Here is a 26,997-nt window from a genome sequence, read left to right as displayed (position 1 = left end):
TTCCCAGATGAACCGCAAGACCCTGGTGCTGCCGGCCGTGGCCGGACTGCTCGCTCCCCTGCTGGCCGCATGCGGCGGAGCGGAGGACGCCCGAGCGATCGCCGTCGGCACCACGGACCAGTTCATCGCCACCGAGGACGCCCCCGCGCCCCTCGACCCGGCCTACGCCTACGACACCGGCGCCTGGAACATCCTCCGCCAGACCGTCCAGACCCTGGTGCACGTGCCCCGCGGCGGCGGCGAGCCCGTCCCCGAGGCCGCCCGGAGCTGCGGCTTCTCCGACAAGGCCAGCGAGAGCTACCGCTGCACGCTCCGCTCCGGCCTCACCTTCGCCGACGGCACCCCCGTCACCGCCGAAGACGTCAAGTACTCCATCGAGCGCGTCCTGAAGATCAAGTCGGACAACGGCACGGCCGCCCTCCTCTCGAACATTGACACCGTCGAGACCCAGGGCACCGACGGGATCGTCTTCCACCTCAAGACCCCCGACGCCACCTTCCCGTACAAGCTCTCCACCCCCGTCGCCGGCATCCTCAGCAAGGACAAGTACGCCGCCGACAAGCTCCGCGACGGCTTCGACGTCGACGGCTCGGGGCCGTACACCATGAAGGCCGAGCGCGAGGGCGACAGGGCCACCCGCTTCGTCTTCACCAAGAACCCCCGGTACAAGGGCGACGTCACCCTGCGCAACGACGCCGTCGAACTGCGCCCGTACGCCGACGCCGACGCCATGGGCGCGGCCCTGGAGCGCGACGACATCGACATGATGGCCCGCTCCCTGTCGCAGAAGCAGATCAAGGACCTCACCGAGACGCCCAAGGACGGCATCCGCGTCACCGAGGTCCCCGGCCTCGAGATCCGCTACCTCGGCTTCAACACCAAGGCCCCCGCCGTCCAGCAGAAGGCCGTGCGCCAGGCCATGGCCGCCGTCGTCGACCGCGGCGCCCTGGTCAGCCTCGTCTACGGCCCCACCGCCGAGCCGCTCTACTCGCTGATCCCCTCCAGCATCACCGGCCACGCCACCCCCTTCTTCGACGAGTACGGCGAGCCCGACCCGGCCCGCGCCGCGAAGATCCTCCAGGAGGCGGGCGTCAAGACCCCGGTCAAGCTCACCCTGAACTACACCACCGACCACTACGGCGCCGCGACCGCCAAGGAGTTCGAGGCGCTCAAGAAGCAGCTCGTCGCCAGCGAACTCTTCGACGCCAAGGTCCAGGGCACCGAGTGGTCCACCTTCCGCACGGCCCAGAAGCGCGGCGACTACGCCGTCTACGGCCTCGGCTGGTTCCCGGACTACCCGGACCCCGACAACTACATCGCGCCGTTCCTCGACAGCGACAACTTCCTCAACACCCCCTACGTGAACAAGACGGTCCGCGAGAAGCTCATCCCGCGCTCGCGCCGCCAGGCCGACCGCAACGCGGCGAGCCCCGTCTACGCGCAGATCCAGAAGATCGTCGCCGAGGACGTCCCCGTCCTGCCGCTGTGGCAGGGCAAGCAGTACGTCGCCGCCCGCGACGACCTCAACGGAGTCGAGTACGCGCTCAACACCTCCTCCGACCTGCTGCTGTGGGAACTGGGCCGCGGCACCGCCTGACCCCTTCGTTGTCCCGGCCGCGCGCCCCTGCGCGGCCGGCCTGACAAGAGATCAAGAGGCAAGTTCTGTGAAGGCACGAAACAAGTGGCTGACGGCCCCGCTCGCCGCGGGCCTGTCCGCCGCCCTCCTCAGCGGCTGCGGCACCGAGCAGGGTGGCGGCTCCGGAGGCTCCGGAGGCGGAGTACGCGTCGGCATGTCCGACGAGATCCTCGCCACCGACCCGGCGGCCGGTTACGACCCCGGCTCCTGGCTGTTGTTCAACAACGTCTTCCAGTCCCTCCTCGCCTTCCCCAAGGGCGGCTCCACGCCCGAGCCCGAGGCCGCCGACACCTGCGCGTTCTCCGCGGGCAGCAAGGTCTACACCTGCACCCTGCGCGACGGCCTCACCTTCTCCAACGGCAACAAGCTCACCTCGGAGGACGTCAAGTACTCCTTCGAGCGTGCCCTCAAGATCGCCGACCCCTCCGGCCCGGCGCCGCTGCTCTCCACCATCGACACCATCGAGACCCCCGACGAGCGGACCGTCGTCTTCCGCCTGAAGGTGCCGGACGCCACCTTCCCCAGCAAGATCGCCTCCGGTGCCGGCTCCATCGTCGACCACCGCGACTACCCCGCCGACTCGCTGCGCACCGACGGCAAGGCCACCGGCTCCGGCCCGTACAAGCTGGACTCCTTCAGCGCCACCGAGGCCACCTTCTCCGCCAACCCCGGCTACAAGGGCAACGCCAAGCCCAAGAACGACGCGGTCACCCTCAAGCTCTACCGCGGCGACCGCTCCGCCCTCTCCAAGGCCCTCACCGACGGCGACATAGACGTGGCCTACCGAGGCCTCTCCGCCGACGACATCGCCGCCCTGGAGAACTCCGCCACCACGGCCGACAAGGGCATCGAGGTCGTCCCCGGCAGCAGCGCCGAGGTCCAGCACCTCGTCTTCAACATGAAGGACCCGGTCGCCGGCAAGCTCGGTGTCCGCAAGGCCATCGCGCACCTCGTCGACCGCGAGGCCCTCGTCGAGAACGTCTACAAGTCGACCGCCACCCCGCTCTACTCGATCGTCCCGGCCGGCATCGCCGGACACAACACCGCCTTCTTCGACACCTACGGCACCCCCGACAAGGCCAAGGCGAAGAAGGCCCTCCGCTCCGCCGGCATCACCGGCAAGGTGAAGCTCACCCTCTGGTCCACGCCCAGCCGCTACGGCCCGGCCACCGACCAGGAGCTCAAGGCCATCGCCGAGCAGCTCAACGCCAGCGGCCTCTTCGACGCCGACGTCAAGTCCGTCGCCTACGACCAGTACGAGAAGGACATCGCCGCCGGCAAGTACGGCGTCTACGTCAAGGGCTGGATCCCCGACTACCCCGACGCCGACAACTTCACCGGCCCCTTCTTCGGCAAGGGCAACGTCCTCGGCAACCACTACGAGAACGCCACCATCACCGGCGGCCTCATCCCGAAGACCTCGGCCATGGCCGACCGCGCCGCCACCGCCGAGGAGTTCGGCGAGCTCCAGGACATCGTCGCCGAGGAACTGCCGGTCCTCCCGCTCTGGCAGGGCAAGCAGTACGCCGTCGCCCGCGACGGCGTCACCGGCCTCGAATGGACCCTCGACGCCTCGACCGTCTTCCGCTTCTGGGAGATCCGCAAGGGCTGACACCCGCCTCCACGCGGAAGGGCCCGGTGCGCACCACGCGCACCGGGCCCCCTTCGTCCTCCGCGACTACTGCCCGCCGGCCCCCGGCCGCACCAGACCGCTCTCGTACGCGTACACCGCGGCCTGCACCCGGTCCCGCAGCCTCAGCTTCGTCAGCACATGACCCACGTGCGTCTTCACCGTGGTCTCGCTGACGAACAGGTCCGCCGCGATCTCCGCGTTCGACAGGCCCCGCGCGACCAGCTTCAGCACCTCCACCTCACGGTCGGTCAAGGTGTTCAGCGTGTCCGGGACCTGCTCCTCGCCCGTCGGCAGATGCGCCGAGTACTTGTCGAGCAGCCGGCGCGTGATCGACGGCGCCAGCATCGCCTCACCCGCCGCCACCACGCGGATCGCCTGCACCAGCTCGTTCGCCGGAGCGTCCTTCAGGAGGAAGCCGCTCGCCCCCGCCCGCAGCGCCTCCACCACGTACTCGTCGAGATCGAAGGTCGTCAGGACCAGCACCTTCGCCGGACCGTCCCGCCCCGGACCCGTGATCTGCCGGGTCGCCTCCACCCCGTCCATCCGCGGCATCCGGATGTCCATCAGCACCACGTCCGGCTGCAGCGCGCGCACCTGATCCTGCGCCTGCAGACCGTCCCCGGCCTCACCCACCACCGCGATGTCCTGCTCCGCCTCCAGAATCATCCGGAAGCCGGTCCGCAGCAGCGGCTGATCGTCGACCAACAGGACGCGGATCGTCACAAGGGCTCCTTCACGGGGCTGAACTCACGGGGCACGCCCGCCACCGGGCGGGCCGTCCTCAGGAAGACGGCTGGGCCGGCTCCATTCTGCCCTGCCCGGATTCACCCGACTCCGGCGGGCGCGCGGAGACGATCTTCAGCGGATAGACCGGGGGAGTCCCCCCGAACTCCGGGCAGACCGCCTGGTGGTCGCACCACCCGCACAGCTTCGTCGGCCGCGGCCGCCAGTCACCCGACTCCGTGGCCAGCCGGATCGCGTCCCACAGCGCCAGCAGCTTCCGCTCCACCCGCAGCAGATCCGCCTCCACCGGGTCGTACGTCAGCACCTCCCCGCTGCCCAGGTACACCAGCTGCAGCCGCCGCGGGATCACCTGCCGCAGCCGCCACACCACCAGCGCGTAGAACGTCATCTGGAAGAGCGCGCCGTCCCGGTACTCGGGCCGCGGCGCCTTCCCCGTCTTGTAGTCGACGATCCGCACCTCGCCCGAGGGCGCCACGTCGACCCGGTCGATCACCCCGCGCAGCCGCAGCCCCGAATCCAGCTCCGTCTCCACGAACAGCTCGCGCTCGGCCGGCTCCAGACGCGTCGGGTCCTCCAGCGTGAACCACCGCTCGACCAGCCGCTCCGCCTCGCCCAGCCAGCCCGCGAGCCGCTCCCCTTCCGGGTCCTCCGCGAACAGCTCGGCCAGCTCCGGCTTCGACTCGAGCAGCCGGTCCCACTGCCCCGGAACCATCGACTTCGCCCGCGGCGCCGTCCGCTCCGCCGCCGGAGCGTCGAAGAGGCGCTCCAGGACCGCGTGCACCAGCGTGCCCCGCGTCGCCGCCGCACTCGGCTTCTCCGGCAGCCGGTCGATCACCCGGAACCGGTACAGCAGCGGACACTGCATGAAATCGCTCGCCCGCGAAGGCGACAACGACAGGGGCGCCCGGGGCTCCGCCGGCACCTGCTCGCTCGTACTCATGACGAAGACCCTACGACCCGCCACCGACAACGAGCGGAATACCATCGACCTGGGACCCCGTCGCACTGCATGATCGAACCGTGACGCACCGACGCGGGTCACACCACGCGACGAAAGGAACCCGTGAACCAGGACGAGCCCAAGCCGCAGCGGACCGAGGAGCCCGGCGGCGGGATCCTCATGGGACGGCCCTTCGGCGTGCCCGTCTACGTCGCCCCCAGCTGGTTCCTCGTCGCCGCCCTCATCACCTGGGTCTTCGGCGGCCAGATCGACCGGGTCCTGCCCGAACTCGGCGCCGCCCGCTACCTCGTCTCCCTCTTCTTCGCCGTCGCCTTCTACGCCTCCGTGCTCGTCCACGAGCTGGCCCACACCATCGCCGCGCTCCGCTTCAAGCTCCCGGTGCGCCGCATCCAGCTCCAGTTCTTCGGCGGCGTCTCCGAGATCGAGAAGGAGACCGAGACCCCCGGCCGCGAGTTCGTCCTCGCCTTCGTCGGTCCCCTGCTCTCCCTCGTCCTCGCCGGCGTGTTCTACCTCTCCCTGTACGCCGTGGAGCCCGGCACCGTGCCCGGGGTCCTCCTGGCCGGCCTGATGATCTCCAACCTGATCGTCGCCGCCTTCAACCTGCTTCCCGGCCTCCCCCTCGACGGCGGCCGCATGCTCCGTGCCGTCGTGTGGAAGATCACCGGCAAGCCGATGAGCGGCACCGTCGCCGCCGCCTGGGTCGGCCGCCTCCTCGCGGTCACCGTCCTCATCGGCCTCCCCCTGCTCACCCGCACCGGCTGGCTCGGGAACTCCACCGAGGACATCGACGGCTTCACCACCGTCACCGACGCCCTGCTCGCCGCCATCCTCGCCGCCATCATCTGGACCGGCGCCGGCAACAGCCTCCGCATGGCCCGCCTCCGCGAGCACCTCCCCGAGCTCCGCGCCCGCGCCCTCACCCGGCGCGCCATCCCCGTCGAGCCGGCCACCCCTCTCTCCGAGGCCCTCCGCCGAGCCAACGAGGCCGGCGCCCGCGCCCTCGTCGTCGTCGACGCCACGGGGGAGCCCACCGGCATCGTCCGCGAGGCCGCCATCGCCGCCGTACCCCAGCACCGCCGCCCCTGGGTCGCCGTCAGCACCCTCGCCCAGGACCTCACCCACGGCATGCGGGTCCCCGCCGAACTCACCGGCCAGCCCCTCCTCGACCACCTCCGCGCCAGCCCCGCCACCGAGTACCTCGTCGTCGAGGAGACCGGGGAGATCTACGGCGTCCTCGCCACCACCGACGTCGAGCGGGCCTTCGTCCGGGCCATGGCACGACCGTCCGCGTAACCCCGGTACTCTGGTCACATGTCCGAACCGACCGGTGCCGCCCGCCGACGCGGGCCCTTCAAGGTCGGGGACCAGGTTCAGCTGACCGACCCCAAGGGCCGTCACTACACGTTCACGCTCGAAGAGGGAAAGAACTTCCACACCCACAAGGGTTCTTTCCCGCACGACGAACTGATCGGCGCCCCCGAGGGCAGCGTTGTCCGTACCACCGGAAACGTCGCCTACCTCGCGCTGCGCCCCCTGCTCCCCGACTACGTCCTGTCCATGCCCCGCGGCGCAGCCGTGGTCTACCCCAAGGACGCGGGGCAGATCCTGGCCTTCGCCGACATCTTCCCCGGCGCCCGCGTCGTGGAAGCCGGAGTGGGCTCGGGATCGCTGAGCAGCTTCCTCCTGCGCGCCATCGGAGACAGCGGCATGCTGCACTCCTACGAGCGCCGCGAGGACTTCGCCGAGATCGCCAAGGGCAACGTCGAGCGCTACTTCGGCGGCCCCCACCCCGCGTGGCAGCTGACCGTCGGCGACCTCCAGGACAACCTGTCCGACACCGACGTCGACCGCGTCATCCTGGACATGCTCGCCCCCTGGGAGTGCCTGGAGGCCGTCTCCAAGGCCCTCGTCCCCGGCGGCATCCTCTGCTGCTACGTGGCGACCACCACCCAGCTCGCGCGCACCGTGGAGTCCATCCGCGAGTTCGGCTGCTACGCCGAGCCGCAGCCCTGGGAGTCCATGATCCGCAACTGGCACGTCGAGGGCCTCGCCGTCCGCCCCGATCACCGCATGATCGGCCACACCGGCTTCCTCGTCACCGCCCGTCGCCTCGCGGACGGGGTCGAGCCCCCGATGCGCCGCCGCCGCCCCGCGAAGGGCGCCTACGGCGAGGACTACGAGGGCCCCAACAAGGGCTAAGGCCTGAAACGGGGCCGGCTCCCGGTACCGGGCTGACGTTCCGACATCCAGACACCGCCGCCGTCGAGTTCCCGCCTTCGCGGGAGAACTCGACGGCGGCGTCCTCATGTTGGGCGCCGCTCCCGGGACCAGGCCCACCCCAGATGTTCCGTCCCCCTGTGACGTATGGCACGATGCCCGGAAGCCCCGCCGCACCACCCCACAGGAGACGTCTCGCGTGCTGCCCTCCGCCGCCCCGGACCTCGCGGACCTCGCCCACGCCCACGCCCGGCCGGCCCACTGGCTGGCCACCGCGACCGCGACCGCCGCGGTCGTCGCCCTCGCCGGACTCCTCCAGCCCGGCCCCGCCGGAGCGACCGCGACCGCCGCCCCGCGTCCGGCCCCCGCGCCCGACGCCACCGGAGCGGACTACCCCCTGGAATGCGGAGGGGGTCCCCGTACGGTCGCGAAGCGGGTCTCCGGGGACCTCGACGGCGACGGGAACCCCGAGACCATTGCGGTCGTGCACTGCGAAGCCGGCTCCGGAACCCCGCCGAGCGGCGTCTACGTCCTCACCCGCGGCAAGGGGGACGGCACCCCCGCGCGCGTGGTGGCCACACTCGTCGCACCCGACCAGCACCGGAACGTGACCGAGCTCTCCGTACGCGAGGGAGCCGTGCGCGCCACCCTGCTCGGTTACTCGTCGCCCGACGTCCCCAGCTGCTGCCCCGACGAGAAGGAGCAGGTCAGCTGGCGCTGGAAGGGCGGCGCCTTCGTCCGCGGCGGCCAGGCCGAGGCGCGCGGCGTCTGAGCCTCAGTCGGCGTCGGGGCCGTACACCTCGACCTTGTCCGTGACGCGGCGCACATGGATGCAGTCGCCCGGGCACTCCTTCGCGGAGTCCACCACGTCCTGGAGCAGCGTCAGCGGCACCGGGGTGGTGGCCCCCGCGTCCTGGAGCAGCTCGTCGTCGGCGCTCTTCACATATGCGAGCCCGTCGATGTCGAGCTCGAAGACCTCGGGAGCGTACTGCGCGCAGATCCCGTCCCCCGTGCACAGGTCCTGGTCGATCCAGACCTCGAGCGCCTGCTCGGTACCCGTCGCCGGGTCCTCGTGCTGCACGGTCATAGCTCCTGCCGTTTCTGCTTCGCGCGATAAGTCGGGCCACCCCTGACGGGTGTTGACCAATGACGACGATACAACCGCCCGCTTTCAGACGGTGAAGGGTGGGTATTCCCCTGGCGAGAGGGGAAGCGCAAGGGTGAAGATCGGACACACCCCGGAGTCTTTTTGATCTAGGGGTTTCAATCACCACCCACGCAGGTAGGGTCAGGAAGCGTCCAGCTCCCCTTGGAGGAGGTGAGGACCGTGGCAGCCCACGACGACGACATCAACCGCGGCATCCGGCCGGGGCGGGGGTCTGAAGACCCCGCCGGTCAGGTTGCCTATCTCGAGCAGGAAATCGCCGTCCTGCGCCGCAAGCTCGCCGACTCTCCGCGCCATACGAGGATTCTCGAAGAGCGGATCGTCGAGCTGCAGACCAACCTGGCCGGCGTGTCCGCGCAGAACGAACGTCTGGCGAACACGCTCCGTGAGGCCCGCGACCAGATCGTGGCCCTCAAGGAGGAGGTCGACCGGCTCGCGCAGCCGCCGGCCGGCTTCGGTGTCTTCCTGCAGGCCAACGAGGACGGCACGTGCGACATCTTCACCGGGGGCCGCAAGCTCCGGGTGAACGTCAGTCCGAGCATTGAGCTCGACGAGCTCAAGCGCGGCCAGGAAGTCATGCTCAACGAAGCGCTCAACGTGGTCGAGGCCATGGAGTTCGAGCGTGCCGGGGACATCGTCACCCTCAAGGAGATCCTCGAGGACGGCGAGCGCGCCCTGGTGGTGGGGCACACCGACGAGGAGCGGGTGGTGAGGCTCGCCGAGCCTCTGCTGGACGTCACCATCCGCGCCGGCGACGCCCTGCTGCTCGACTCCAGGTCCGGCTACGTCTACGAGGTGGTCCCCAAGAGCGAGGTCGAAGAGCTCGTTCTGGAAGAGGTCCCGGACGTCGACTACGACAAGATCGGCGGTCTGGGCGGCCAGATCGAGATGATCCGCGACGCGGTCGAGCTCCCGTACCTCCACCCGGACCTCTTCAAGGAGCACGAACTGCGGCCGCCCAAGGGCATCCTGCTCTACGGCCCGCCCGGCTGCGGCAAGACGCTGATCGCGAAGGCCGTGGCCAACTCCCTGGCCAAGAAGGTCGCCGAGGTGACCGGCCAGCCCGCGGGGAAGTCCTACTTCCTCAACATCAAGGGCCCCGAGCTCCTCAACAAGTACGTCGGTGAGACCGAGCGGCACATCCGCCTCGTCTTCCAGCGTGCGCGGGAGAAGGCGAGCGAGGGCACCCCCGTCATCGTCTTCTTCGACGAGATGGAATCCCTCTTCCGCACCCGCGGCTCCGGTGTCAGCTCGGACGTGGAGAACACCATCGTCCCGCAGCTGCTCGCCGAGATCGACGGTGTGGAGGGTCTGGAGAACGTCATCGTCATCGGCGCCTCCAACCGCGAGGACATGATCGACCCCGCGATCCTGCGGCCCGGCCGGCTCGACGTCAAGATCAAGATCGAGCGTCCGGACGCGGAGGCGGCGAAGGACATCTTCGCGAAGTACCTCACGCCCACCCTGCCGCTCCACGCGGACGACATCTCCGAGCACAGCGGCTCGAAGGCCGCCGCCGCCCACGGAATGATCCAGTCCGTCGTCGAGCAGATGTACGCGGAAACCGAGGAGAACCGCTTCCTCGAAGTCACGTACGCCAACGGTGACAAGGAAGTCCTGTACTTCAAGGACTTCAACTCCGGCGCGATGATCCAGAACATCGTCGACCGGGCCAAGAAGATGGCCATCAAGGCCTTCCTCGACCACAACCAGAAGGGCATCCGGGTCTCCCACCTCCTCCAGGCGTGCGTGGACGAGTTCAAGGAGAACGAGGACCTGCCCAACACCACCAACCCCGACGACTGGGCCCGGATCTCCGGAAAGAAGGGCGAGCGGATCGTGTTCATCCGCACGCTCGTCACCGGAAAGCAGGGCGCGGACACCGGACGCTCCATCGACACGGTGGCCAATACCGGTCAGTACCTGTAGAACGCCCCCGGCTGCGGATGTCCGGAAACCGGGCATCCGCAGCCGTCGCATTCCATCCAGCATTTCCCCCGGCATCACAGGGAAATACCGCAACTGATCTCCCCACCAGCGCGGAGCCGCTCTAGGCTCTTCGGTACCGCCGAGTCGCGCACAGTGAGCGCCGCCGGGCAAGGAGGGCCGCATGACCGTACGGCGAGTAATGGGCATCGAGACGGAGTACGGGATCTCCGTCCCGGGACACCCGAACGCCAATGCCATGCTCACCTCGTCCCAGATCGTCAACGCCTACGCGGCGGCGATGCACCGGGCGCGCCGCGCCCGCTGGGACTTCGAGGAGGAGAACCCGCTGCGGGACGCCCGCGGCTTCGACCTCGCCCGCGAGGCCGCCGACTCCAGCCAGCTCACCGACGAGGACATCGGCCTGGCCAATGTGATCCTCACCAACGGGGCCCGCCTCTACGTGGACCACGCCCACCCCGAGTACAGCTCGCCCGAGGTCACCAATCCGCGCGACGCCGTCCTCTGGGACAAGGCCGGCGAGCGGATCATGGCGGAGGCCGCCGAGCGTGCCGCCCAGCTCCCCGGGGCCCAGCCCATCCACCTCTACAAGAACAACACCGACAACAAGGGCGCCTCCTACGGCACGCACGAGAACTACCTGATGAAGCGGGAGACCCCCTTCTCGGACATCGTGCGCCACCTCACCCCCTTCTTCGTCTCCCGCCAGGTCGTCACCGGCGCGGGGCGGGTCGGCATCGGCCAGGACGGGCGGGAGAACGGCTTCCAGCTCAGCCAGCGCGCCGACTACTTCGAGGTCGAGGTGGGCCTGGAGACCACGCTCAAGCGGCCCATCATCAACACCCGGGACGAGCCGCACGCCGACGCCGAGAGGTACCGCCGGCTGCATGTGATCATCGGCGACGCGAACCTCTCGGAGATCTCCACCTACCTCAAGCTCGGCACCACCGCCCTCGTCCTCTCCATGATCGAGGACGGCTTCATCACCGTCGACCTCGCCGTCGACCAGCCGGTCCGCACCCTGCACCAGGTGTCGCACGACCCGACACTCCAGTACCTGATCACGCTGCGCAGCGGCCGGACACTCACGGCGGTCCAGCTCCAGATGGAGTACTTCGAGCTGGCCAGGAAGTACGTGGAGGAACGGTACGGCTCGGACGCGGACGAGCAGACCATGGACGTCCTCACCCGCTGGGAGGACACCCTGGGACGCCTGGAGACCGATCCGATGAGCCTCGCCGGCGAGCTGGACTGGGTCGCCAAGCGGGAGCTCATGGAGGGCTACCGGCGCCGCGACGGTCTGGACTGGGACGCGGCGAGGCTGCACCTGGTCGACCTCCAGTACGCGGACGTACGCCCCGACAAGGGCCTCTACAACCGTCTGGTGGCCCGCGGGCGCATGAAGCGGCTCCTGGACGAGGGCGAGGTGGGGCGGGCGGAGACGGCGCCTCCCGAGGACACCCGGGCCTATTTCCGGGGCCGCTGCCTGGAGCAGTACGCCGACGACGTCGCCGCGGCCTCCTGGGACTCGGTGATCTTCGACCTGCCGGGCCGGGACTCCCTCCAGCGCGTCCCGACCCTGGAGCCGCTGCGCGGCACCAAGGCTCATGTGAAATCGCTCCTGGACCGCTGCCGGACCGCCGAGGAACTGGTCCGCGTGCTGTCCGGAGGCTGAACAGGGGGCCCGGTACGGGCCTGAAATGCCCCGGCACTGGGAATCATGGAATCAGTGCCCGGGCGTTGTGGAAACCACGGGGCCGATGTCAGACCCGACCGATAGGGTCTGATCTTGTACGGACTCAACCGAGCGGGCCGAATCGAGCGGGGTGAGGGATATGGCGACCAAGGACACCGGCGGCGGACAGCAGAAGGCGACGCGATCCACGGAGGAGGTCGAGGAGACCACCACGGAGGCGAGCTCCGACCTCCAGGAGCGCCAGGAGAAGCTGAGCGAGGACGTGGACTCCGTCCTGGACGAGATCGACGACGTGCTCGAGGAGAACGCCGAGGACTTCGTGCGTTCCTTCGTCCAGAAGGGCGGCGAGTAGCCGCTTCACGCGCCTGTCGTCCTCCGTCCCCGGAGCCCCGGAGAAAGCCGTGGGTCCGGGGACGGATGACAAGCGGTGGCACGGGTAAGGTCCGTGCACAGCATCCAAGATCAGCCGGTGCCTCCCGCGACCGGCCGACTGTCCCACCGGAAGGAATCGCGTGGAAGCCAACCCTCGAAGCACCGGGCGTCTGCCGGCGGCCTTCCTGACGCCGGGCTCGTCCTCGTTCATGGACTTCCTGGCCGACCACTCGCCGGATCTGCTCCCGGGGAACCGGAAGCTGCCGGAGGGCATCGTCGAGGCGCCGCACGGCACGACCATCGTGGCCGCCACGTTCCCCGGCGGCGTCGTGCTCGCCGGTGACCGGCGGGCGACCATGGGCAACATGATCGCGCAGCGGGACATCGAGAAGGTGTTCCCGGCCGACGAGTACTCGGCCGTCGGCATCGCCGGCACCGCCGGTCTCGCCGTGGAGATGGTCAAGCTGTTCCAGCTGGAGCTGGAGCACTTCGAGAAGGTGGAGGGCGCGACGCTCTCCCTGGAGGGCAAGGCGAACCGTCTCTCCACCATGATCCGGGGCAACCTGGGCATGGCCATGCAGGGGCTCGCCGTCGTGCCGCTCTTCGCGGGCTGGGACGAGGGCAAGGAGAAGGGCCGGATCTTCTCGTACGACGTGACCGGCGGCCGCTCCGAGGAGCACGGCTTCGCCGCCACCGGCTCCGGCTCGATCTTCGCCCGCGGTTCGATGAAGAAGCTGTACCGCGACGACCTGACCGAGCAGCAGGCCACCACGCTGGTGGTGCAGGCGCTGTACGACGCGGCGGACGACGACTCGGCGACCGGCGGTCCCGACATGGCCCGTCGGATTTTCCCGATCGTCACCGTCATCACCGAGGAGGGCTTCCGCAGGCTCAGCGAGGCCGAGTCCTCCGCGCTGGCCCGGTCGGTCACCGAGCGTCGCCTCGAGCAGCCCGACGGGCCGCGCGCCGCCCTGCTCTGACCGCTCCCCGCCCGTAGAAGCTCTTCAGACCGGAAGAAAGGGACGGTAGCCGGTGTCCACGCCGTTCTATGTCTCACCCCAGCAGGCCATGGCCGACCGGGCCGAGTACGCCCGCAAGGGCATCGCCCGCGGCCGCAGCCTGGTCGTCCTCCAGTACACCGACGGCATCGTCTTCGTCGGTGAGAACCCGTCCCGCGCCCTCCACAAGTTCAGCGAGATCTACGACCGGATCGGCTTCGCGGCCGCCGGCAAGTACAACGAGTACGAGAACCTCCGCATCGGCGGCGTGCGCTACGCCGACCTGCGGGGCTACACCTACGACCGGGACGACGTCACCGCGCGCGGCCTGGCCAACGTCTACGCCCAGACCCTGGGCACGATCTTCTCCAGCGCGGGGGAGAAGCCGTACGAGGTGGAGCTGGTCGTCGCCGAGGTCGGCTCCGAGCCGGAGGGCGACCAGATCTACCGGCTGCCGCACGACGGCTCCATCGTGGACGAGCACGGCTCGGTCGCGGTCGGCGGGAACGCGGAGCAGATCGGCTCCTTCCTGGACCAGCGGCACCGGGACGGCATGTCCCTGGCCGAGGCCCTGAAACTGGCCGTGCAGGCGCTGTCCCGCGACACCAACGGCACCGAGCGGGAGATCCCCGCGGAGCGCCTGGAGGTGGCGGTCCTGGACCGCACGCGTCCGCAGCAGCGCAAGTTCAAGCGGATCGTCGGCCGTCAGCTGTCGCGTCTCCTGGAGGCGGACAACGCGGCGGCGGCGAAGACGGACGAGCCCTCCGACGAGGCTCCCGAGGAGTAGTCGGCTCCGCCCCGAGGGGCCCCGGTCCGCGCGTCAGCGGACCGGGGCCCCTCGGGTCTTTCCGGGCTCAGGAGGCCGGCGCGGGGCCCGAGGAGCCGCGGGGGACGAGGCTGACGGGCAGGGCGACCGGTTCGGGCCGTCCGCCCGCGAGAACGGCGAGGAGCGCCTCCATGCCCCGCCGGCCGAACTCCTCGGCGGGCAGCCGGACCGTGGTGAGCTCGGGCTCCACCACGGTCGCCAGGGCCATGTCGTCGAAGCCGGTGACCGAGAGGTCCTCGGGGACCCGCAGGCCCAGCCGGCGCGCGGCCTTGCAGACGCCGGCCGCGAGGATGTCGTCGTCGCAGATCACCGCCGTGGGCCGGGTGCCCGGCGCGGCGAGGGCAGTACCGGCGGCCTCCCAGGCGTCCGCGACGTTCAGCGGCGACCGCACGGTGCGCACCTCCGCGCCGCGCAGGGCGTGGGAGAGCACCTCGGCCCGCACGTCGAAGGTCCAGGACGGGGCCGCGGACGCGAGGTGGAGGAAGCTGCGGTGGCCGAGGGCGAGCAGGTGCTCGGTCACCCGGCGCATGCCGTCGGCGACGTCGAGGTTCACATGGGCGGCGGCACCCGGGTCGGCCGGGTCGCTGTCGAGCATGACGAGGGGGAGGTCGCCGCCCCGGAAGGCCTTGAGGGCGCCGGTCGCCATCGAGGAGGCGATGACGCCGTCGAGAGCCGCCTGCGCCGAGGCGAAGGGGTCGCGGGCGGGACCCAGGCCGTCGGGGGAGGGGTAGAGCACGACGCCGAACCCGTGCTCCGCCGCGGCGGTGGCGGCGCCCGTGTAGACGTGGGCGAAGAACTCGTTGGTGAGGGCCGGGACGACGAGGAGGGCCGTGCGCGTGCGCCCGAGCCTCAGGTTGCGGGCGGCGAGGTTGGGCCGGTAGCCGAGCTCGGAGGCGGCCGCCCGGACGGCCCCGGCGGTGCGCTCGGAGACGCGTCCGCGCCACTTGTCGCCGAGGACGAGGGAGACGGTGGCCTGGGAGACCCCCGCGACCCGCGCCACGTCCCGGCTGGTGGGGCGGGTGCCGCCGAGCGGCTCCGGGGTCTGCACACAAGCCTCCGCGTCGGACGGTTCCGGGGTGCGGGGTGGACCCGCGTACAGCCGACATGGTACGTATGACTCCGGACGTTATACGTAAAACCTCGGCACGGTTCCGAGGTGACGGGAGAGTGACATGGCCACCGAGGCCCCCGCGCACGGCGGCTATCTCGACATACTCCGGGCACCGCACGCCGCCCGGCTGCTCGCCGGGACCCTCGTCGGGCGCCTGCCCAACGGCACCGGCCCCATCGCCATGACCCTGTTCGTCCGCGACCTGGGCGGCAGCTACACCCTGGCCGGCGGGCTGATCGCGGCCTACGGTCTCTCCAACGCCGTCGGGCAGCCGCTCCTCGGCCGCGCCGTCGACCTCAAGGGACAGCCCCGCGTCCAGCTGCCCGCCGCCGTCCTCTCCGCGCTCGGCGTGGCCCTGTTCGCCCTCACCGGCATCGGCCACCTGGCCCTCGCCTACGCCGCCGTGGTGATCGCCGGGCTCTTCACCCCGCCCCTGGAGGGCGGCCTGCGCGCCCTGTGGCCGAGCGTCCTGGGCCGCGAGGACCGGGTCCACCGGGCGTACGCGCTCGACGCCGTCGCCCAGGAGGTGATGTTCACCGTCGGCCCGCTCCTGGTGACCCTCCTGGTCGCCCTGTGGTCGCCCGCCGCCGCCCTCCTCGTCATCAACGTCCTGGGGGTCCTGGGCGCCCTCGCCGTCGTCCTCTCCGAGCCGTCCCGCGCCTGGCGCTCCGCCACCCGCGAGGCCCACTGGCTGGGGGCCCTGCGCTCGCCTGGCCTCCTCGCCCTCCTCGGCTCCTTCTTCTTCGTCGGCCTGGCGCTCGGCTCCATCACGGTCGCCGCGGTCGCCTACGCCGACGACCGCGGCACACCGTCCGTGTACGGCTGGCTGATGGCCGCCCTCGGCCTCGGCGCGCTGGCCGGCGGCGTCGTCTACGGCGCCCGGCAGTGGTCCGGGGCGCCCGAGCGGCGGCTGCGGGTCCTCGTGGGCCTCCTCGCGGTCTGCTACCTGCCGCTCACCCTCACCCCCGGCCCCGTCGCCATGACCGGCCTCTCCGTGCTCTCCGGCGTCTTCCTCGCGCCCGCCCTCGCCTGCGCCTTCATCGTGGTCGACCGGCACGCCCCGCGCGGCACCGTCACGGAGGCCTTCTCGTGGCTCGTCACGACGTTCGGCGTCGGCGCGGCCCTGGGGTCCGCCGTGGCGGGACCGGCGGTCGAACTGGCCGGAACGGCGGCCGGGTTCGCCGTGGCCGGCGCCGGCGGCCTCGTCGCCCTCCTGGTCCTTCTCGCCACCGGCAGGGTCCTGGACCCCCGCCACCTCGCGCGACACGCCGTGGTCGGGACGGCCTCCACCCCCGTACACGCCGAAAAGAACACGCACTGATCGGAAAATGATCGAAACGGGGACGTCCAACCCGGTTTCAGCGCGCGCCCTCAGGCGTAATGTTCAGACATGGACCGCCGCATTTTCGGGCTGGAGAACGAGTACGGCGTCACGTGCACGTTCAGGGGACAGCGCCGACTGTCTCCTGACGAAGTGGCGCGCTACCTCTTCCGCCGTGTCGTGTCATGGGGCCGCAGCAGCAATGTCTTCCTGCGGAACGGCGCCCGCCTGTACCTCGACGTGGGTTCGCATCCGGAATACGCCACACCGGAATGCGACAACGTGACCGAACTGGTCACCCACGACAAGGCCGGCGAGCGCATTCTCGAGGGCCTGCTCGTCGACGCCGAACGCCGCCTGCACGAGGAGGGAATCGCGGGCGACGTCTACCTCTTCAAGAACAACACCGACTCGGCCGGAAACTCCTACGGCTGCCACGAGAACTACCTCGTCGCCCGCCATGGCGAGTTCTCCCGGCTCGCGGACATCCTCATTCCGTTCCTCGTGACGCGGCAGCTCATCTGCGGCGCGGGAAAGGTCCTCCAGACCCCGCGCGGCGCGGTCTACTGCGTCTCCCAGCGTGCCGAGCACATCTGGGAGGGCGTCAGCTCGGCCACCACCCGCTCGCGGCCCATCATCAACACCCGGGACGAGCCGCACGCCGACGCCGAGCGCTACCGCCGGCTGCACGTCATCGTCGGCGACTCCAACATGTCCGAGACGACCATGCTGCTCAAGGTCGGCGCCACCGACCTCGTGCTCCGCATGATCGAGGCGGGCACGGTGATGCGCGACCTGACCCTGGAGAACCCCATCCGGGCCATCCGCGAGGTCAGCCACGACGTCACGGGCCAGCGCAAGGTGCGGCTCGCCAGCGGCCGCGAGGCCTCCGCCCTGGAGGTCCAGCGCGAGTACTACGAGAAGGCCGTGGACTTCGTCGACCGCCGGGGCATCCGCTCCGGCACCGTCGCCCAGGTCCTGGAGCTGTGGGGCCGCACGCTCGACGCGATCGAGAGCGAGCAGCTCGACCGGATCGAGACCGAGATCGACTGGGTCATGAAGTACCGGCTCATCGAGCGCTACCGGGCCAAGCACAACATGACCATGTCGAACCCACGGGTCGCGCAGATAGACCTCGCCTACCACGACATCCACCGTCGTCGCGGGCTGTACTACCTGCTGCAGAAGAACGGGCAGGCGGCCCGGATCTGCAACGACCTGAAGATCTTCGAGGGCAAGTCGGTGCCCCCGCAGACCACTCGGGCGCGGCTGCGCGGCGACTTCATCCGCCGTGCGCAGGAGCAGCGGCGGGACTTCACCGTCGACTGGGTCCACCTGAAGCTCAACGACCAGGCGCAGCGGACGGTGTTGTGCAAGGACCCGTTCCGCTCCGTCGACGACCGGGTGGAAAAGCTGATCGCCGGAATGTAGGCAGGTCGTATCCGACCGCGAGGCCCCGCACGTTCGGCGTGCGGGGCCTTCGACGTGACAGGAGGAACGCCTAGAGTGTCGGCACCACTACTGTGCCGTCTGAGATCTGAGGAACACGTGCGCCGACTTGCCGGCCTTCTCGTCGTCCCGCTGCTGCTGCTCTCCACAGCGGCGTGCGGCAGCGACGACAAGGGCTCCGATTCCGCCTCGATGAAGAACGGACTGCCCGCCATCACCGCGGGGCAGAAGTTCGGGGAGAAGCCGACCCTCTCCAAGGGTGAGGGCGACCCGCCCAAGGAACTGAAGGTCAACGTCGTCAGCGAGGGCAAGGGCGCGGTGACGAAGAAGGGCGACGCGCTCCAGGTGAACTACCTGGGCCAGGCCTGGGACTCCACCACCCCCTTCGACAACAGCTTCGACCGCGGGCAGCCCTTCGACGTCACGCTGGGCGCCGGCCAGGTCATCAAGGGCTGGGACCAGGGCCTGGAGGGCCAGAAGGTCGGCAGCCGACTCGAGATCGCCATCCCGCCGGAGCTCGGTTACGGCGCGGCCGGCTCGCCGCCGAGCATCAAGCCGAACGCCACCCTCGTCTTCGTCGTGGACATCCTGAAGTCCGTGACGATCCCGAAGTCCGCCACGGGCACCCCGGTCGCCCAGGAGAACAAGGACCTGCCGAAGGTCGGCACGAACACCGACGGCAAGGCCCCCTCGCTGACGGTCCCGAAGACCGACCCGCCGTCCAAGCTCGTCTCGAACTACGTGCTCGAGAGCAACGGCCAGGCCGTCAAGGGCACCGACACGGTCGTCGTGAACTACGTCGCCGCCCTGTGGAAGGACGGCAAGGTCTTCGACTCGACCTACACCACGGGCAAGCCCGCGAACTTCCCGCTCGCGCAGCTGACGCTCAAGGGCCTCAAGGACGGTCTCGTCGGCAAGAAGATCGGCAGCCGCGTCCTGATCGTCGCCCCGCCGTCGGAGGGCTTCGGCGACCAGGAGAAGCAGGGCATTCCGAAGAACTCCACGCTGGTCTTCGCCGTGGACATCCTGACGAAGATGTAAGACTGTCCCGTTCGCGCGGTTCATCATCGCGCAGTTCATCGGTAAGAGGAGCAGTTCAGTGAGCATCGAGAAGCCCGAGGTCGACTTCCCGGGTGGCGAGCCGCCGAAGGACCTGCAGATCAGGGACATCTGGGAGGGCGACGGTCCGGAGGCCAAGGCCGGCGCCACCGTCTCCGTCCACTACGTGGGCGTCGCCTTCTCCAGTGGCGAGGAGTTCGACTCCTCCTGGAACCGCGGTGAGCCGCTCCAGTTCCGGCTTGGCGTCGGCCAGGTCATCTCGGGCTGGGACCAGGGCGTCCAGGGCATGAAGGTCGGCGGTCGTCGCGAGCTGATCATCCCCGCCCACCTCGCCTACGGCGACCGTGGCGCGGGCGGCAAGATCGCTCCGGGCGAGACGCTGATCTTCGTCTGCGACCTGATGGCCGTCTGACCGGTCCGTCCGACCGTTCCGGTCGCTCCGGGGCCCCCGCCGTCCACGGCGGGGGCCCTCGGCTTTTGTCCCGACACCCCGGGGCGGTACGGTCGGACGTCCGAGAAGTGAACCGGCGGAAGGGTGCAGGGCGTCGATGGCGATTGCCAAGTCCGAGCGGCTGATGAATCTCGCGCTGTGCCTGCTCGGGACGCGCCGCCCGCTGAGCAAGCGGGAGCTCCGCGGCTCCATCGAGGCCTACCTCGAAGCGAGCGGGGACGAGGCCTTCAACCGCATGTTCGAGCGGGACAAGGACGACCTGCGGGAGCTCGGCCTGGTCATCGAGACCGTCGAGAACCTGGAGGGCGAGACGGGTTACCTCGCCCGCCGCGACTCCAACCGGCTGCCGCCGATCACCCTCGACGCCGAGGAGGCCGCCGCGCTCGGCCTCGCCGCCAAGGTGTGGCAGCAGGCCCGGCTCGCCGGAGCCGCCAGCGGCGCCCTCCAGAAGCTCCGCGCCGCCGGCATGCCCGAGGCCGAGGACTCGTACGACACCCAGCCCAGCGCCCTCGAACCGCGCATCCCGGTCCACGAGGCCGCCTTCGAGCCGCTCATGCTGGCCTGCCGCGACCGCCGGCCCGTCGTCTTCGACTACCGCAAGGCCAACGCCGCCCGCCCCGAGACCCGCCAGGTCGAGCCCTGGACCCTGGAGTGCTGGCGCGGCCACTGGTATCTGGCCGGCTGGGACCGCGAGCGCGGTGCCGAGCGCGTCTTCCGGCTCTCCCGCATCACCGGCAGGGTCCGCTCGCGGGCGGGCGCCTTCACCGCGCCCGTGCCCGACGTCTCGACGGTCCGGGAGACCGTGGAGAGCTGGGCCGGCGAGACCGCCACCCGCTCCGCGCGTATCCGGCTCCGGGCAGGCTGCGGCTACCCGCTGCGGGCCCGCGCCCAGGCCGTGACCGAGGGCGGCGACGGCTGGGACGAGCTGGAGATCCCGTACGGGCACGGGCTCGACGCCTGGCTCGTCGAGTTCGGCCCCGACGTGGTCGTGCTGGAACCCGCCGATCTGCGGGCCGATGTGCTGGAGCGGCTGCGCGCCGTGGCCAAGGGCTGAGGGGGAGACGTACCGCATGGCTGCCAACGCGATCGACCAGACGAGGCGGATGCTCTCCCTCGTCACCTATCTCCGGGAGCGCCCCGGCGCGCACGTCGCCGACGTGGCGCGCGCCTTCGGGATCACCGAGGACGAGCTGATCTCCGACCTGGACGTGCTGCCCATGTGCGGCACCAGCTTCCGGGGCGGCGACCTCCTCGACATCGACACCGACGGGGACCGGATCTGGTGGCACAACCCCGATGACGTCGCCGAGCCGCTGCGGCTCGCCGCCGACGAGGCGACGGCGCTGCTCGTCGCCGCCCGGGCCGTCGCCACCCTGCCGGGGCTCCGCGAGAGCGACCGGGACGCCCTGCTGCGCGCCACCGCCAAGCTGGAGGCGGCGGCCGGCGAGGCCGCCGGAGCCAGCGCCCGGCTCTCCGTGACCTTCGAGTCCGAGGGCGGGGTCTTCGCGGAGGTGGACCGGGCGATCTCCGAGCGGCGGAGGCTGTGGGTGCGGTACTACTCGCCGGCGCGCGACGAGCTCACCGAGCGCGAGGTCGACCCGATCCGGCTCTTCGCCGTCGGCCACACCTATATGGAGGCGTGGTGCCGGCTCTCCGAGGCGCGCCGCACCTTCCGGCTCGACCGGGTCGCCGAGATCCGCATCCTCGACGAGCACGCCGCTCCGCCGGAGCTGGAACTGCGCGACCTCTCCGAGGGCCTGGTCCAGCCGTCCGCCGACGACCCTGAGGTCGTGGTCGAGGTCGGTCCCGGCGGTCGCTGGGTCGCCGAGTACTACCCGCACGACCGGGCCGACGAGCTGCCGGACGGCGGGCTGCGGATCACGCTGCGGACGCCGGACCCGGCCTCGCTGCGCAGGCTGGCGCTGCGGCTCGGCAGCGACGGGCGGATCGTCGCGCCGGCGGAGCTGGCCGACAGCGCGCGGACGGCGGCGGCCGCCGCGCTCGCCGCGTACGAGGGCGTGTGACGTTCCCCGCCCCGGGGACGCTGTTACCGACGTGGTCACCGACGTGATGCCAGAGTCAAGAGAGATGAGGGAGATGTCCGCGATGCACGGTTTTGCGGCGTCCGTGGCCCCGGTCCTCTTCAAGGCCGCCTGCCCCGACTGCCGCTCGCGCTTCGAACTCTCCGCGAGTGCCCTGCGCCTCGCCATCGGGGCGAGCCGCCGCACCACCTTCTACTCCTTCACCTGCCCCGAGTGCGGCAGTTCCGTGCGCAAGCCCGCGGGCGAGCGCATCGTCGAACTCCTCACCGGCGGCGGCGTGCGCACCCTGCGCCTCCACACGACGGTCTGAGTAGGCTCATTCCATGTTCTGGCCCATGCTCGCCATCGCCCTCGGCTTCCTCGGCCTCGCCGTCCTCGGCGTCCTCGCCGTCAAGGTCTTCCTGGAGGTCCAGCGCCTGGGCCGTCAAGTGGCCGATACCACACAGCGGATCCAGCGAGCCGCCGAAGAGCTCGAAACCGCCGCCTCCGGCCTCGCCCGGACCGGCGAGACGCTTCCCTGAACCAGTGCCGTACGCTGCGTGAAGTGGTCCCGATCAGGGGCTCTGGACGCAATCGGGAGTATGCACGGGCATTGCCCCACGTTTACTCCTGCGGGTTACGATCGCAGGCAGCGCGGTGGTTGGACGGATGTCCGGCCTGCCGGGCACGCACTCCATGCCGCCTCGGTGAGAAGGTAGACCACAGCCATGTTCCGTCAGATCGGTCCCCTCGAGATCAGTCTCATCCTGATCGTCGTCGTGCTTCTCTTCGGCGCCAAGAAGCTCCCGGAGATGGCGCGCTCCCTGGGCAAGTCCGCCCGCATCCTGAAGAGCGAGGCGAAGGCGATGAAGTCGGAGGGTGCGGAGCCCGCCCCCGCCGACGTGCCGGCCGAGCCGGTGGCCCCCGTCCAGCGGACCATCAAGGCCGCTCCCGGCGACGTCGCCTCCGCTCGTCCCGTCACCGAGACGACGGACACCACCCAGCGTTGATCCGGTTCGACCTGCTCGCCCCAAGGTCGCCGTGAGGCGGCCTGCCCGCATGAGATGAGGACGTGGGTTGCTCAAGTCTGCCCGCACACAGAAGCAGAAGGACCCCGAGGGCCGCATGCCGCTCGTGGACCATCTGCGGGAGCTGCGCAACCGTGTGGCCAAGGCGATGCTGGCGATCGTCGTGGCCTCCGTCGTGGCCGCGTTCTTCAGTCAGCAGCTGATGGATCTTCTGTCCTCTCCCGTGCCGAAGTGCCCGCCCAACACCTCGGTGTCCGAGAACACCGGCGGGCGCTGCGTCATCATCGCGTACCAGACCATGCTGTCGCCGTTCACATCGACGGTGAAGGTGGTCATGCTCGCGGGGGTCATCGCCTCCACGCCGGTCTGGCTGTACCAGCTCTGGGCATTCGTCGCGCCCGGCCTCCACAGGAACGAGAAGAAGTACACGTACCTCTTCGCCGCCGTCGCCGTACCGCTCTTCGCCGCCGGCACGTACACCGCGTACCTGATCATGCCCGTCAGCGTGAAGGTTCTCATCAGCATCACGCCTGACGTGGCGTCGAACTTCCTCTCGCTCGACGACCTGCTGGACTTCACCACCCGGATGGTGCTCGTCTTCGGCCTCGCGTTCGAGCTGCCGCTGCTGCTGATGATGCTCAACTTCACCGGAGTGGTCACGGGCAAGCGCATGGCCGGCTGGTGGCGGGCCATGATCATGGGCACCTTCGTCTTCGGCGCTGTGGCGACGCCGTCCACCGACCCGCTCGGCATGATCGCCCTGGCGGGGCCGATCATCATCCTTTACTTCATCGCGGTCGGCGTCGCCCTCCTCAACGACCGGCGCAGACTGCGCGCCGACCCCGACGCCGAGCTCGCCGACGACGAGGCCTCCTCGCTCGACCTCACCCCCGAGCCCGTCGGGGCCGTCGAGCCCGTGAGCGCCGCCCGTGCCCTGCCCGAGCAGGCCAACGGGGAGCACGGCGGAACGAGCGTGCAGCGACTCCACGGCTACGACGACATCACCTGACGCCGCGCGGTCACCCCGGGCTCCGGCCGGGGGGACCGTGACGCGTCTCCCCCGTGGGTCCCGCCGCGGCGTGCGGCCCCTGCGCCTGGAACCGAGCCCTCCGCATCCCCTCGATAAAGATCGCGTCACTGTCAGAGGTGGCGGGTAGGCTCGACAACAAGATGACAGAGGACCTCACACCAGCCGAGGCGTACGCGGCGGCCCTCGCCCGCAACGCCGAGCAGGCCACCGCACTGGCTCCCTTCCGCGAGATGTACGAGTTCGATCTGGACCCCTTCCAGATCGAGGCGTGCAAGGCACTCGAAACGGGAAAGGGCGTGCTCGTCGCCGCGCCGACGGGCTCCGGCAAGACCATCGTCGGCGAGTTCGCCGTCCACCTCGCCCTCGCCCAGGGCCGCAAGTGCTTCTACACGACGCCCATCAAGGCGCTGTCGAACCAGAAGTACGCCGATCTCGTCAAGCGGTACGGCGCCGACAAGGTCGGCCTGCTCACCGGTGACAACAGCGTGAACGGCGACGCCCCGATCGTCGTCATGACCACCGAGGTCCTCCGCAACATGCTCTACGCGGGGTCCCAGGCCCTCTCCGGCCTCGGATACGTCGTGATGGACGAGGTCCACTACCTCTCGGACCGCTTCCGCGGCGCCGTCTGGGAGGAAGTGATCATCCACCTCCCCGAATCCGTCACCCTCGTCTCACTCTCCGCGACCGTGTCCAACGCCGAGGAGTTCGGCGACTGGCTCGACACCGTCCGCGGCGACACCCAGGTCATCGTCTCGGAGAGCCGCCCCGTACCCCTCTGGCAGCACGTCCTCGCCGGACGCCGGATGTACGACCTCTTCGAGGAGGAGACCGACCACGGCGGCCGAGGCGCGTCCCGGCGCGAGGTCAACCCCGACCTCCTCCGCCTCGCCCGCACCGAGAACACGCGCACGTACAACCCGCGCGACCGGCGGCGCGGCAAGATGGTCCGCGAGGCCGACCGCGAGCGCGAGCGCCGCCAGCGCTCCCGGATCTGGACCCCCGGCCGCCCCGAGGTCATCGAGCGCCTCGACGCCGAAGGGCTCCTGCCCGCCATCACCTTCATCTTCAGCCGCGCCGGCTGTGAGGCCGCCGTCCAGCAGTGCCTCTACGCCGGACTGAGGCTCAACAACGACGAGGGACGCCGGCGCGTCCGCGAGATCGTCGAGGCGCGCACGGCCGCGATCCCCACCGAGGACCTGCACGTCCTCGGCTACTACGAGTGGCTGGAAGCCCTGGAGCGGGGCATCGCCGCCCACCACGCCGGCATGCTCCCGACCTTCAAGGAGGTCGTCGAGGAGCTCTTCGTCCGCGGCCTGGTCAAGGCCGTCTTCGCCACCGAGACCCTCGCCCTCGGCATCAACATGCCCGCGCGTTCCGTCGTCCTCGAGAAGCTCGTCAAGTGGAACGGCGAGCAGCACGCGGACATCACCCCCGGTGAGTACACCCAGCTCACCGGCCGCGCAGGCCGCCGCGGCATCGACGTCGAGGGCCACGCCGTGGTGCTCTGGCAGCGCGGTCTCGACCCCGGCCACCTCGCCGGACTCGCCGGCACGCGCACGTACCCCCTGCGCTCCAGCTTCAAGCCCTCGTACAACATGGCGGTCAACCTCGTCGAGCAGTTCGGCCGGCACCGCTCGCGCGAGCTCCTGGAGACCTCCTTCGCGCAGTTCCAGGCCGACCGCTCCGTCGTGGGCATCTCGCGCCAGGTCCAGAAGAACGAGGAGGGACTCCAGGGCTACCGCGAGGGCATGACCTGCCACCTCGGGAACTTCGAGGAGTACGCGCGGCTCCGCCGCGACCTCAAGGACCGCGAGACCGAACTGGCCCGGCAGGGCGCCGCCCAGCGGCGCGCCCAGGCCGCCGGCTCCCTGGAGAAGCTCAAGCCCGGCGACATCATCCACGTCCCCACCGGCAAGTTCGCGGGCCTCGCGCTCGTCCTCGACCCCGGCATCCCGGCCGGCCGCACCAACGGCCACCGGGGCTTCGAGCACCACGACGGGCCGCGCCCCCTCGTCCTCACCGCCGAACGGCAGGTCAAGAGGCTCGCCTCCATCGACTTCCCCGTCCCGGTCGAGGCGCTGGAGCGCATGCGGATCCCCAAGTCCTTCAACCCGCGCTCCCCGCAGTCCCGGCGTGACCTCGCCTCCGCCCTGCGGAGCAAGGCCGGTCACATCAACCCCGAGCGGCACCACCGGCAGCGCGCCGCCGCCGCCGACGACCGCGAGATCGCCCGGCTGCGCACCGAGATCCGGGCGCACCCCTGCCATGGGTGCGACGAGCGCGAGGACCACGCCCGCTGGGCCGAGCGCTACCACCGGCTCCAGCGCGACACGCAGCAGCTGGAGCGGCGCATCGAGGGCCGCACCAACACGATCGCCCGCACCTTCGACCGGATCGTCGCGCTCCTCACGGAGCTCGACTACCTGCGCGGCGACGAGGTCACCGAGAACGGCAAGCGGCTCGCCCGGCTCTACGGCGAACTCGACCTGCTGGCGAGCGAGTGCCTCCGGGACCGTGTCTGGGAGGGCCTCACCCCGGCCGAACTCGCCGCGTGCGTCTCGGCGCTGGTGTTCGAGGCGCGTCAGGCCGACGACGCGGTGGCACCCAAGCTGCCCACGGGCAACGCCAAGGCGGCGCTGGGCGAGATGGTCCGCATCTGGGGTCGGCTCGACGCCCTCGAAGAGGAGTTCAAGATCAACCAGGCGGAGGGTGTCGGCCAGCGCGAGCCCGACCTCGGCTTCGCCTGGGCGGCCTACCAGTGGGCGTCCGACAAGAGCCTCGACGAGGTGCTCCGCGAGGCGGAGATGCCCGCGGGCGACTTCGTCCGCTGGTGCAAGCAGGTGATCGACGTCCTCGGGCAGATCGCCGCGGCGGCGCCCAGGGAGAACAGCACGGTCGCCAAGAACGCCCGCAAGGCCGTGGACGCGCTGCTGCGCGGTGTCGTCGCCTACAGCTCCGTGGGCTGACGGCTCGGCAGTGGTGTGAGGGGCCCGTGGCGTGCGCGCGCCACGGGCCCCTTGGCATGCCGCCGTCAGAGGTTGTCCACAGGTCCTCGTCCACAGGGGTGGCGCGGGGGCGGGGTGTCCGCTTGCATGGACTCGCAAGCAGGTGAGGCCTGTTGGGCCAGTGGGGGAGGGGGCGCGGATGACCACGCAGGCGGGGCAGGGTGCCGGGATGCGGGACGAGGGGAAGCAGCGGGAAGGGCCGTCGTCGGGCGGGGAACCGGCGGGGGTGGTGCCGGGAGCGACTCGGCCGCCGGATTCGACTCTGCAGTCGACTCCGATTCCGATTCCGACTCCGACTCCGACTTCGACTCCGGCCTCGCCGCC

The 26,997-nt window shown here is 70.4% G+C and carries 25 protein-coding genes; 21 read left to right on the top strand and 4 right to left on the bottom strand.

Annotation, left to right across the window (positions count from 1 at the left end):
* Positions 1-7: 7 nt before the first annotated feature.
* Together ACZ51I_RS26070 and ACZ51I_RS26065 are read left to right on the top strand one after the other, a co-directional pair.
* Positions 8-1,597, top strand: coding sequence for an ABC transporter substrate-binding protein (locus tag ACZ51I_RS26070; RefSeq protein WP_468880227.1), 1,590 nt, complete (start codon positions 8-10; stop codon positions 1,595-1,597).
* Positions 1,598-1,664: 67 nt separating this feature from the next.
* Positions 1,665-3,248: an ABC transporter substrate-binding protein gene (locus ACZ51I_RS26065; protein ID WP_468880225.1), complete on the top strand. Its 1,584-nt coding sequence runs from the start codon at positions 1,665-1,667 to the stop codon at positions 3,246-3,248.
* A 66-nt stretch (positions 3,249-3,314) separates the two neighbouring features.
* Here the strand turns inward: ACZ51I_RS26065 and ACZ51I_RS26060 are convergent, their stop codons facing one another.
* The gene (locus ACZ51I_RS26060; RefSeq protein WP_468880222.1) at positions 3,315-3,992 is read right to left on the bottom strand and encodes a response regulator; all 678 of its coding nucleotides are present in this window, start codon (positions 3,990-3,992) and stop codon (positions 3,315-3,317) included.
* A gap of 58 nt (positions 3,993-4,050) precedes the next feature.
* Positions 4,051-4,953: a RecB family exonuclease gene (locus ACZ51I_RS26055; protein ID WP_468880220.1), complete on the bottom strand. Its 903-nt coding sequence runs from the start codon at positions 4,951-4,953 to the stop codon at positions 4,051-4,053.
* Positions 4,954-5,133: 180 nt separating this feature from the next.
* Between ACZ51I_RS26055 and ACZ51I_RS26050 the strand changes: the two genes are divergently transcribed.
* From ACZ51I_RS26050 to ACZ51I_RS26040, 3 genes are all read left to right on the top strand, one after another.
* A complete protein-coding gene (locus tag ACZ51I_RS26050) occupies positions 5,134-6,267 on the top strand; it encodes a site-2 protease family protein (RefSeq protein WP_468880539.1) in 1,134 nt (377 codons plus the stop codon).
* A gap of 18 nt (positions 6,268-6,285) precedes the next feature.
* Positions 6,286-7,173, top strand: a complete 888-nt coding sequence (locus tag ACZ51I_RS26045) for a tRNA (adenine-N1)-methyltransferase (protein WP_015032448.1) — start codon at positions 6,286-6,288, stop codon at positions 7,171-7,173.
* A gap of 217 nt (positions 7,174-7,390) precedes the next feature.
* The gene (locus ACZ51I_RS26040; RefSeq protein ID WP_468880218.1) at positions 7,391-7,963 is read left to right on the top strand and encodes a hypothetical protein; all 573 of its coding nucleotides are present in this window, start codon (positions 7,391-7,393) and stop codon (positions 7,961-7,963) included.
* A 3-nt stretch (positions 7,964-7,966) separates the two neighbouring features.
* Here the strand turns inward: ACZ51I_RS26040 and ACZ51I_RS26035 are convergent, their stop codons facing one another.
* Positions 7,967-8,278 carry a ferredoxin gene (locus ACZ51I_RS26035; RefSeq protein ID WP_468880216.1) on the bottom strand — a complete coding sequence of 104 codons (312 nt, stop codon included), beginning with the start codon at positions 8,276-8,278 and terminating at the stop codon, positions 7,967-7,969.
* 240 nt (positions 8,279-8,518) lie between these two features.
* Here ACZ51I_RS26035 and arc point away from each other — a divergent pair, with 240 nt between their 5' ends.
* From arc to prcA, 5 genes are all read left to right on the top strand, one after another.
* Positions 8,519-10,285, top strand: coding sequence for a proteasome ATPase (gene arc / locus ACZ51I_RS26030; RefSeq protein ID WP_468880214.1), 1,767 nt, complete (start codon positions 8,519-8,521; stop codon positions 10,283-10,285).
* A gap of 181 nt (positions 10,286-10,466) precedes the next feature.
* Positions 10,467-11,978, top strand: a complete 1,512-nt coding sequence (gene dop / locus ACZ51I_RS26025; RefSeq protein WP_468880211.1) for a depupylase/deamidase Dop — start codon at positions 10,467-10,469, stop codon at positions 11,976-11,978.
* A gap of 160 nt (positions 11,979-12,138) precedes the next feature.
* Positions 12,139-12,351, top strand: coding sequence for a ubiquitin-like protein Pup (locus ACZ51I_RS26020; protein WP_030213091.1), 213 nt, complete (start codon positions 12,139-12,141; stop codon positions 12,349-12,351).
* A 160-nt stretch (positions 12,352-12,511) separates the two neighbouring features.
* Positions 12,512-13,351, top strand: coding sequence for a proteasome subunit beta (gene prcB, locus ACZ51I_RS26015; protein WP_468880209.1), 840 nt, complete (start codon positions 12,512-12,514; stop codon positions 13,349-13,351).
* A 52-nt stretch (positions 13,352-13,403) separates the two neighbouring features.
* Entirely contained in the window at positions 13,404-14,156 is a 753-nt protein-coding gene (gene prcA / locus ACZ51I_RS26010; RefSeq protein WP_190103845.1) for a proteasome subunit alpha, read from the top strand.
* A 67-nt stretch (positions 14,157-14,223) separates the two neighbouring features.
* Here prcA and ACZ51I_RS26005 read toward each other — a convergent pair whose 3' ends face one another.
* A complete protein-coding gene (locus ACZ51I_RS26005) occupies positions 14,224-15,243 on the bottom strand; it encodes a LacI family DNA-binding transcriptional regulator (protein WP_468880206.1) in 1,020 nt (339 codons plus the stop codon).
* Between the two features lie 124 nt (positions 15,244-15,367).
* Here ACZ51I_RS26005 and ACZ51I_RS26000 point away from each other — a divergent pair, with 124 nt between their 5' ends.
* The 11 genes from ACZ51I_RS26000 (at position 15,368) to ACZ51I_RS25950 (ending at position 26,634) form a co-directional block, all read left to right on the top strand.
* On the top strand, positions 15,368-16,627 hold the full coding sequence (locus ACZ51I_RS26000) for an MFS transporter (RefSeq protein WP_468880204.1): 1,260 nt from the start codon (positions 15,368-15,370) through the stop codon (positions 16,625-16,627).
* Positions 16,628-16,696: 69 nt separating this feature from the next.
* Positions 16,697-18,058, top strand: a complete 1,362-nt coding sequence (gene pafA / locus ACZ51I_RS25995) for a Pup--protein ligase (RefSeq protein WP_468880200.1) — start codon at positions 16,697-16,699, stop codon at positions 18,056-18,058.
* A 117-nt stretch (positions 18,059-18,175) separates the two neighbouring features.
* A complete protein-coding gene (locus tag ACZ51I_RS25990; protein ID WP_468880197.1) occupies positions 18,176-19,117 on the top strand; it encodes an FKBP-type peptidyl-prolyl cis-trans isomerase in 942 nt (313 codons plus the stop codon).
* Between the two features lie 58 nt (positions 19,118-19,175).
* The gene (locus tag ACZ51I_RS25985; protein WP_468880194.1) at positions 19,176-19,547 is read left to right on the top strand and encodes an FKBP-type peptidyl-prolyl cis-trans isomerase; all 372 of its coding nucleotides are present in this window, start codon (positions 19,176-19,178) and stop codon (positions 19,545-19,547) included.
* A 136-nt stretch (positions 19,548-19,683) separates the two neighbouring features.
* Positions 19,684-20,640 (top strand): helix-turn-helix transcriptional regulator, encoded by a 957-nt coding sequence (locus tag ACZ51I_RS25980; protein ID WP_468880191.1) that lies wholly within the window; start codon positions 19,684-19,686, stop codon positions 20,638-20,640.
* Positions 20,641-20,656: 16 nt separating this feature from the next.
* On the top strand, positions 20,657-21,610 hold the full coding sequence (locus ACZ51I_RS25975; protein WP_468880188.1) for a helix-turn-helix transcriptional regulator: 954 nt from the start codon (positions 20,657-20,659) through the stop codon (positions 21,608-21,610).
* 64 nt (positions 21,611-21,674) lie between these two features.
* Positions 21,675-21,938 (top strand): hypothetical protein, encoded by a 264-nt coding sequence (locus ACZ51I_RS25970; protein ID WP_468880185.1) that lies wholly within the window; start codon positions 21,675-21,677, stop codon positions 21,936-21,938.
* A gap of 13 nt (positions 21,939-21,951) precedes the next feature.
* Positions 21,952-22,149 carry a hypothetical protein gene (locus tag ACZ51I_RS25965; protein WP_468880183.1) on the top strand — a complete coding sequence of 66 codons (198 nt, stop codon included), beginning with the start codon at positions 21,952-21,954 and terminating at the stop codon, positions 22,147-22,149.
* 186 nt (positions 22,150-22,335) lie between these two features.
* Entirely contained in the window at positions 22,336-22,617 is a 282-nt protein-coding gene (gene tatA, locus ACZ51I_RS25960) for a Sec-independent protein translocase subunit TatA (protein ID WP_468880180.1), read from the top strand.
* A 67-nt stretch (positions 22,618-22,684) separates the two neighbouring features.
* Entirely contained in the window at positions 22,685-23,644 is a 960-nt protein-coding gene (gene tatC / locus ACZ51I_RS25955; RefSeq protein WP_468880178.1) for a twin-arginine translocase subunit TatC, read from the top strand.
* Positions 23,645-23,805: 161 nt separating this feature from the next.
* Positions 23,806-26,634 (top strand): DEAD/DEAH box helicase, encoded by a 2,829-nt coding sequence (locus ACZ51I_RS25950; RefSeq protein WP_468880175.1) that lies wholly within the window; start codon positions 23,806-23,808, stop codon positions 26,632-26,634.
* Positions 26,635-26,997: the final 363 nt, after the last annotated feature.

Source organism: Streptomyces sp. NPDC034084 (genome assembly GCF_055575535.1).
This window is presented reverse-complemented; position numbering and strand designations above follow the sequence as displayed.